Genomic DNA, 5,831 nt, shown 5'->3' with positions numbered 1-5,831 from the left:
GCTCAACGCCTCCGGCGCCGTCCGCGACTTCCGGAACGCGGCGAAGGAGATGTCCACGAAGAACTGCCCGGCGCCGGAGGCGTTGAGCACCGCGCCGTAGAGGGTGAACAGCACGATGTAGCTCGCCGCGACGTCCAGCGGAGTGCCGTAGAACCCGCTCGCGTCGTTGAAGAGCGCGTTGACGATCTGGCTGAAGTCGATGCCCGCGTGGGCGATGCCCCAGTTCTGCGGGAGGAAGCCGCCGTAGTAGGCGTAGGCCAGGAAGAGCAGGCAGACGATCGGCAGCACCAGCCCGGTGGTGCGGCGGGTGGCTTCGAGGATCAGGAGCAGCAGGAGCGCCCCGGCGACGATGTCGAGCGGGGACAGGATGCCCTGGCGGTTCAGGAAGTCGTCGTAGCCGACGAGCACGGGGTAGAGGCCGACGGCGAGGGCGAGGACGGCGAGCGCCCAGTCGGTCCAGCCGGGGTCGTCGCGGCCGCGCAGCCGCGGGCGGTAGCAGAGGAAGACCAGCGGGAGCGTCACGCCGAGGAAGAGGACGAGGTAGAACTGGTTGCCCTTGGCGAACGGGAAGAACACCTGCTTGAGCACGAGGACCGCGACCGCGAGGGCGACGAAGTAGACGACGCGGTCGGGCACGCGGGAAAGCTTCCGCGCCGGGCGTTCCTCGTCGTGCTCGGCGGCGATTTCGGCGGGGGAGTCGCGTTCCACCGGCTCGGTCGTCACCCGGTCACCGTACGGTGTCGCGGATCACATCGAAAGCGGCAATTCGATCACCGGTGGCCAAACCGCCGAAGGGGCCCCCGCCGCGGCGAGAGCCCCTTCTCCGAACAGCGTGCGTCAGCCGTTGGCGGCGATGTCCGCCAGCACCGCGGCGATCGAGCGCACCGGGACGCCGGTGCCGCCCTTGCCGGTGTAGCCCCACGGGGCGCTCGTGTTGAACGACGGGCCCGCGATGTCGATGTGGACCCAGTCGAGGCCGTCGGCGACGAACTCGCGCAGGAAGATGCCCGCCGCGAGCATGCCGCCCCAGCGGTGGCCGGTCACGTTGGCCAGGTCGGCCAGCCGCGAGTCGAGGTCGGCGCGCAGTTCCTCCGGCAGCGGCATGGCCCAGCCGTTTTCGCCGGTGGCCTGCATGATGGCGGCGACGCGGTCGCGGAAGTCCTCCGAGCCCATCACGCCGGCCGTGCGGTTGCCGAGCGCGACGACCTGGGCGCCGGTCAGCGTCGAGGTCTCGATCAGGTAGTCCGGGTTCTCCTCGGCCGCGCGGACCATGGCGTCCACCAGCACGAGCCGGCCCTCGGCGTCGGTGTTGAGCACCTCGACGGTCTTGCCGCCGTACATGGTCAGCACGTCACCCGGCCGGTACGACGTCCCCGACGGCAGGTTCTCCGCCAGCGGGATGTGCGCGACGACCTCGAGGGGGTACTTCAGCTTCGCGGCCAGCACCACGGCCGCGAGCACGCCGGCCGCGCCGGACATGTCCGAGGTCATGTGGTCCATGTTCGCGGCGGGCTTGAGCGAGATGCCGCCGGAGTCGAACGTGATGCCCTTGCCGACCAGCGCGACCTTCTTGGCGGCCTTGGCCGGCTTGTAGCCGATGCGCACCAGGCGCGGCTGGCGCGCCGAGCCGCCGCCGACGCCGAGGATGCCGCCGAAGCCCTTGCGCTTGAGGGCCTTCTCGTCGAGGACCTCGAACTCGAGGCCGTTGTCCTCGGCCAGCTTCTTCGCGCGGTCGGCGAAGGAGGCCGGGTAGAGGTCGTTCGGCGGGGTGTTGATCAGGTCGCGGGCCACGATGACGGCCTCGGCGATGGTGCCGGCCGCCTTCAGGGTCGCCTTGTGCTCGCGGGCGGTGCCGCCGGCCGGGCTCGCGAAGTCGGCCTTGGCGAGGGGGGCGTCGCCCTTCTCCGAGCGGTAGTCGGTGAAGACGTAGGAGCCGAGGACGGTGCCCTCGACGGCGGCCTGCAGGTCGAGCTCGGACAGCGTGACGAGCGCGCGGTCGGTGCCGGCCAGCGCGCGGCCGGCGGCGCCCGCGGCGCGGCGGACCTGCTCGGGGGTGACGGCGTCGCCCGCCTTGCCCAGGCCGACGGCGAGCACCACACCGGCCGGGAGCTTGCCCAGCGTCGGGACCTTGACGACCTCTTCGGCCTTCCCGCTCGCCCCGAGCGTGGCCAGCAGGCCGGCGAGCCGGCCGTCGAAGGCGGCGTCCACGGCGGCGGCGCCGGGAGCGAGCACGGGACCGTCCTCGCCCTGCAGGGTGCCGATGACGACAACGTCGGCGCGCGTCTTGGCCAGTGCCTCCCCGGTGTTGTCGGACAGGGCGAGCTTAGGCACGGTCACTTCTGGCTCCTCGCGCGTTCTCGTGTGCACCGGGCACCGGCCCGGTCGGGATCGTGAGCCATGCTAATGACGACCTGACCACGGGTGAACAGAGGGCGAGGGAGGGCCGCGTGCGGCTGGGCGGTGGGCTGCTGGTGGCGCTGGCGGCGGCAGCGGCGGGCGCGGGCTGGTGGCTGCTCGCCGGGCTGGTGCTCGCGGCGATCGCCGCGAGCGTGACGGCCCGGCTGCCGGAACCGGGGGATGCCCTGGTGGATCGGGTGGTCGTCGCGGTCGCGCGGCTGTCGGAGGTGACCGTCTACGCGATCGCGTTCGGTGCCTACGTCTTCCCGGCGCACCGCGAACTCGCGGCCGCGGCGTTCGTCGTGGTCGTCGCCGGGGCGGGGTTCGCCGGGCTCGAGATCCCGACGATCGTCGTACGGATCACCGGCGGGCTGCTGCTCACCGCGGGGCTCGTGCTGGTCGCGGTGTGCGTGGCGGTGCCGCCGGTGGGGACGGCGGACGGCCTCGAGCCGCCGGACTTCGCGGGCGTGCTCGTCGCCGCGGTGCTGGTGCTGCCGTTCCTGCGGCCGACCGGCCGCGACCGCGGCGGCCTGCGGGTGCTGCTGCTCGGCGCGCTCGCCCTCCTCGCCGCCTTCGCCGCGCTCTACCAGCTCGGCGCGGTGCGGCTCGGGTTGTCGCTCACCTCGCTGCGCGACCTGCTCTCCGCCGCCGACGCGGACACGCTGCAGCCGATGCTCACGGTCGTCGCCGTGCTCGCCACCGTGGTGCCCGCCCTGGCCGCCGGGACCGGGGTCCGGGCCCGCGCCGGGGTACCGGGCGTCGCCGGGCTCGCCGTCACCGCGGCGGCCGCGTACCTGCTGCCGGCGCTGCCCGTGCTCGTCATCGCGGGGCTGGCGGCCGTGTTCGAGCTGCTACTGGGCGTACGCGCGCGCAGGTACAGTGAGACGCGTGAGTGATCGACGCTGGCGGCCGGGGGAAACCGTGGTCGAACGGTTCCACCGCCCCGACGGCTCGATCGGCCAGGTCCACCCGCTGCGCGTCCTCGAAGACGACGGCCGCGTCCTGCGCGCCTGGCTGCCGGCGGGCACGCCGATCGTCGGCAGCAGGCTCGTCGACGGCCGCCTGATGCGCGATGCCCCACTGGACCAGCGGTTCCGCATCCCGCGGGTGCCGGTGCCGGACTTCTGGCACGGCGCGTCGACGCTGCGCCGGATCCCCGAAGACGAGTGGTCCTCGGTCTGGTGGTTCTTCGACCTCGAAGGCCGGTTCAAGAACTGGTACGTCAACCTGGAGATCCCGCTGGGCCGCACCGCGGGCGCGGTCGACCGGATCGACGGCGTGCTCGACGTCGTCGTCGAGCCCGACGGCAGCTGGCGCTGGGACGACGAGGACGAGGCCGAGGCCGCCCTGGAAGTCGGCCGCCTGACGCTCGAGCAGTTCGACCGGCTGCGCGCGGAGGGCGAGCGGATCGGCGCGCTGGCCGAACGCGGCGCCTACCCGTTCGACGGGACCGACACCGGCTTCCGCCCGGACGAAGGCTGGCCGGCCCCGGAGCTGCCGGCGGAGCTCAGCCCGCGGTCAGGAGAAGGACCAGCGCCAGCGCGGCGTTGACGACCGCGAGGATGACGACCGACTTCGTCGGGAGCACCTTCGGGAACGCCTTGCCGTGGATCTTCCGCCACCACACGACGCCGAAGACCCCGCCGACCAGGCCGAGGAAGCCGCCGAACCCGCTGTCCAGCACGGCCCAGCCGACCATGCCGAGCAGGCCGACGCCGAAGGTCAGCAGCACCGCGGCGACGAACGTCTTGATGTCGGCGCCGGTGGTCTTGGGCCGGGGGACCGGCTCAGTGGAGTGGTAGGTCACGGCGTCATCCTAGAGGCGTCACGCCGGGAGCGCGGGGAACCCGGAACAGATGGACATCCGACTAACGCGCGTCCGAGCAAGCGGTATCGTCTAGCCATGACGACCACGACACAGTTCGCCCATCTCCCGCACCCGAGTCCTGCGAGCGCGGACCGTGTCGCGGAGGTACTCGAGACGCCCGGTTTCGGGTTGTACTTCACCGACCACATGGTCACCGTCAAGTGGTCGAAGGCCGAGGGCTGGCACGACGCCCAGGTCGGTCCCTACGCCCCCTTCACCCTCGACCCGGCGACGTCGGTGCTGCACTACGGCCAGGCCATCTTCGAAGGTCTGAAGGCCTACCGCCAGCCGAACGGCACGATCGCGTCGTTCCGCCCGGACGCCAACGCCACCCGGTTCCGGCAGTCGGCCGAGCGGCTCGCGATGCCGCAGCTGCCCGAGGAGGTCTTCCTCGAGTCGCTGCGGGAGCTGATCTCCGTCGACGGCCGGTGGGTGCCCACCCGGCCGGGTGATTCGCTGTACCTGCGGCCGTTCATGATCTCGACGTCCACCGGGCTCGGCGTCAACAGCCCGGCCGCCGACTACGTGTACACGGTCATCGCTTCGCCGGCCGGGTCCTACTTCTCCGGCGGCGTGAAGCCGGTCAGCGTCTGGCTGTCCACCGAGTACGTCCGGGCGGCTCCCGGCGGCACCGGCGCGGCCAAGTGCGCCGGCAACTACGCGGCGTCGTTCGTGGCGCAGGCGCAGGCCGTCGAGAAGGGTTGCGACCAGGTGGTGTGGCTCGACGCGGTCGAGCGGCGCTGGGTCGAGGAGATGGGCGGGATGAACCTGTTCTTCGTCTTCGGCTCGGGCGAGAACGCCCGGCTGGTGACCCCGGAGCTGACCGGGTCGCTGCTGCCCGGCGTCACCCGCAAGTCGCTGCTGCAGCTGGCTTCGCGGCTCGGGTACAAGATCGAGGAGCGCCGCATCTCCACCGAGGAGTGGGAGAAGGCGTCGGCGTCCGGTGAGCTGACCGAGACGTTCGCCTGCGGCACGGCGGCGGTGATCACGCCGGTCGGGCACGTGAAGCACGCAGGTGGCGAGTTCACCATCGCCGACGGGCAGCCGGGCGTCTTGACGATGAAGCTGCGCGAAGAGCTGACCGGGATCCAGGAGGGCACCCGCCCGGACCCGGACCACTGGATGGTCGAGCTCGGCTGACGGGCGAAACCCCCTCGGCGGACCCTAGCGGTAACTGCCTCATCGACGAGGCAGTTACCGCTAGGGCCGGCGAGTTGACCTTCCCGGCGGGGGCCGCTTTCGCGGTTCAGGACGCGGGCGCGGCGACCAGCGGGCCGGAGACGCCGGCCTGCTCGTGGGTGGCCGTCTCGGCGAGGACGCGGGCGGCCATCATCAGCAGCGGCAACGCGGTCACCGCGCCGGTGCCTTCGCCGAGCCGGACGTCCAGTTCCAGCAGCGGGCCCAGGTCCAGGTGCTCCAACGCGAGGGCGTGCGCCGGTTCGGCCGTCCGCTGGCCCGCGACCCACCAGCGGCGGGCGCCCGGGGCGAGGTCCTCGGCGACGAGCGCCGCGGCGCAGGCGACCAGGCCGTCCAGCACCACCGGCGTCCGGCGGACCGCGGCCTGCGC

Annotated in this window: 7 protein-coding genes; 3 read left to right on the top strand and 4 right to left on the bottom strand. The window is 72.5% G+C overall.

What is annotated here, in order from left to right:
* Both CCN39_RS45170 and CCN39_RS45165 read right to left on the bottom strand, forming a co-directional pair.
* Positions 1–723 (bottom strand): TRAP transporter large permease subunit (locus tag CCN39_RS45170; RefSeq protein ID WP_143264410.1); only part of this gene is annotated, 723 nt, incomplete at its 3' end.
* A gap of 114 nt (positions 724–837) precedes the next feature.
* Entirely contained in the window at positions 838–2,337 is a 1,500-nt protein-coding gene (locus tag CCN39_RS45165; protein WP_086853041.1) for a leucyl aminopeptidase, read from the bottom strand.
* A gap of 110 nt (positions 2,338–2,447) precedes the next feature.
* Here CCN39_RS45165 and CCN39_RS45160 point away from each other — a divergent pair, with 110 nt between their 5' ends.
* Both CCN39_RS45160 and CCN39_RS45155 read left to right on the top strand, forming a co-directional pair.
* Positions 2,448–3,293: a hypothetical protein gene (locus CCN39_RS45160; protein ID WP_086853039.1), complete on the top strand. Its 846-nt coding sequence runs from the start codon at positions 2,448–2,450 to the stop codon at positions 3,291–3,293.
* Positions 3,286–3,948 carry a ribonuclease FAU-1 family protein gene (locus tag CCN39_RS45155; protein WP_208630661.1) on the top strand — a complete coding sequence of 221 codons (663 nt, stop codon included), beginning with the start codon at positions 3,286–3,288 and terminating at the stop codon, positions 3,946–3,948. The genes CCN39_RS45160 and CCN39_RS45155 overlap by 8 nt, the downstream gene beginning before the upstream one ends.
* Here CCN39_RS45155 and CCN39_RS45150 read toward each other — a convergent pair.
* Positions 3,905–4,204 carry a hypothetical protein gene (locus tag CCN39_RS45150; RefSeq protein ID WP_086853035.1) on the bottom strand — a complete coding sequence of 100 codons (300 nt, stop codon included), beginning with the start codon at positions 4,202–4,204 and terminating at the stop codon, positions 3,905–3,907. The genes CCN39_RS45155 and CCN39_RS45150 overlap by 44 nt on opposite strands.
* 96 nt (positions 4,205–4,300) lie before the next feature.
* On the opposite strand from CCN39_RS45150, the gene CCN39_RS45145 reads away from it, so the two are divergent.
* On the top strand, positions 4,301–5,404 hold the full coding sequence (locus CCN39_RS45145) for a branched-chain amino acid aminotransferase (RefSeq protein WP_086853033.1): 1,104 nt from the start codon (positions 4,301–4,303) through the stop codon (positions 5,402–5,404).
* A gap of 106 nt (positions 5,405–5,510) precedes the next feature.
* Here CCN39_RS45145 and CCN39_RS45140 read toward each other — a convergent pair.
* Positions 5,511–5,831 (bottom strand): nicotinate-nucleotide--dimethylbenzimidazole phosphoribosyltransferase (locus CCN39_RS45140; protein ID WP_208630660.1); only part of this gene is annotated, 321 nt, incomplete at its 5' end.

This window comes from Amycolatopsis kentuckyensis (genome assembly GCF_002155975.1).
In the GTDB taxonomy this organism is placed as follows: domain Bacteria; phylum Actinomycetota; class Actinomycetes; order Mycobacteriales; family Pseudonocardiaceae; genus Amycolatopsis; species Amycolatopsis kentuckyensis.
This window is presented reverse-complemented; position numbering and strand designations above follow the sequence as displayed.